Raw genomic sequence first — 1,625 nt, forward strand, 5'->3', positions numbered from 1 at the left:
AGCTGGGCGCCCGCGAGGTACAGCTCGCCGGTGACGCCGTCCGGGACCGGCTGGAGGGCCGGGTCGAGCACGTAGGCGCGGGAGTTGTGGGTGGGGGTGCCGATCGTGACGGGTACGCCGGGGGCGCAGGCGTGGGAGGTTGCGGTCACCGAGAACTCGGTGGGGCCGTAGGAGTTGTGGAGCTGGGCGCCGCACTCGCGGTGGAAGCGCGCGGCGAGCCCGGCGGGCAGGGCCTCGCCGCCGCAGCTGACCATGCGCAGCGAGTCGACGGGCACGTACTCGTCGAGGAACGGGCCGAGCATCGCCGGGACGAAGTGGATGACGGTGACCCGCTCGTCGCGGACCAGGCGGGCCAGATAGGCCGGGTCGCGGTGGCCGTCGGGCCGGGCGACGACGAGGGTCGCGCCGCGGGTGAGGGTCCAGAAGACTTCCCACACCGACACGTCGAACCCGACCGGCGTCTTGTGCACGACCCGGTCCGCCGGGGTCAGCCGGTACTCGTCCTGCATCCAGGCCAGCATGTTGGTGATGCCGGCGTGGGTGACGACGGTGCCCTTGGGGCGGCCGGTGGTGCCCGAGGTGTGGATGACGTACGCGGCGTGGTCCCCCCGCAGGGCGACGCCGGGGTCGGTCTCGGGCTCACCCTCGCCGAGGGTCCGTACGTTCTCCTCGTCGATGACGAAGGACGTACGGGAGTCGGCGAGGACGTAGGCGATCCGCTCGGCCGGGTAGCCGGTCTCGACGGGCACGTACGCGGCGCCGGTCTTGAGTACCGCCCACAGCGCGACGATCAGGTCCACCGAGCGCGGCAGTCGCACGGCCACCCGCGACTCCGGCCCCACGCCGCGTCCGCGCAGGGCGTGCGCGAGGCGGTTCACGCGGGTGTTGAGCTCGCCGTACGTCAGCCGCTCGCCCTCGAAGACGACGGCCTCGGCGGCCGGGTCCTGGGCCACACACGTCTCGAACAGCTCCACCAGCGAGCGCGGGTCGGTCGCACGGTCGGTGGCGTTGCGGGCGTGGAAGCGCTCCCGCTCCGTGTCGGAGAGCAGGTCGAGGGCACCGATGGGCAGCTCGGGGTGCTCGATGGCGGTGGTGAGGAGACGGGCGTAGCGGTCGCGGTGGGCGGCGGCCGTCTCGGGGGTGAAGCGGCCGGGGTGGGCGTTGACGGTGATCTCGATGCCGTCGCCGGCCTCGGCGTCGCCCCACGCGTGCAGGGCGAGGTCGCGGACCGGGCCGGAGGCCAGCTGGTGTGCCTCGGCCTGGACGGGCCCGAAGGGCAGGCGGGCGGCTGCGAAGGAGAGGACGTTCAGGGAGGGGCCGTTCAGGGTGCCCGGGTGGGCGGTGGCGGCGAGGTCGCGGCGGAGTTCGTCGTGCGGGTAGCGCTGGTGACGGGTCGCCTCGGCCAGTCGGGCGGCGACCCGGTCGAGCAGTTCGGTGAAGGTCGTCGCACCGTCGACGGGGATCCGCAGCGGGACGTCGTTGACGAGCATGGCGGGTGTCGCCAGGGCGTGCGGGCTGAGGCGGGCGGCCATGAACACGCGGACGAGGACGTCGTGGGCGCCGGTGACGCGGTGGGTGTGGGCGGCCATGGCGGCGATCACCGGCAGGGACCAGCGGGACCCGGT

The 1,625-nt window shown here is 73.9% G+C and carries 1 protein-coding gene; it reads right to left on the reverse strand.

Annotated elements, in window-relative coordinates; genetic code table 11:
- Positions 1–1,625 (reverse strand): non-ribosomal peptide synthetase (locus tag STRIP9103_RS31725; protein WP_048821343.1); only part of this gene is annotated, 1,625 nt, incomplete at both ends.

The sequence above is a fragment of the Streptomyces ipomoeae 91-03 genome (genome assembly GCF_000317595.1).
Lineage (GTDB): Bacteria > Actinomycetota > Actinomycetes > Streptomycetales > Streptomycetaceae > Streptomyces > Streptomyces ipomoeae.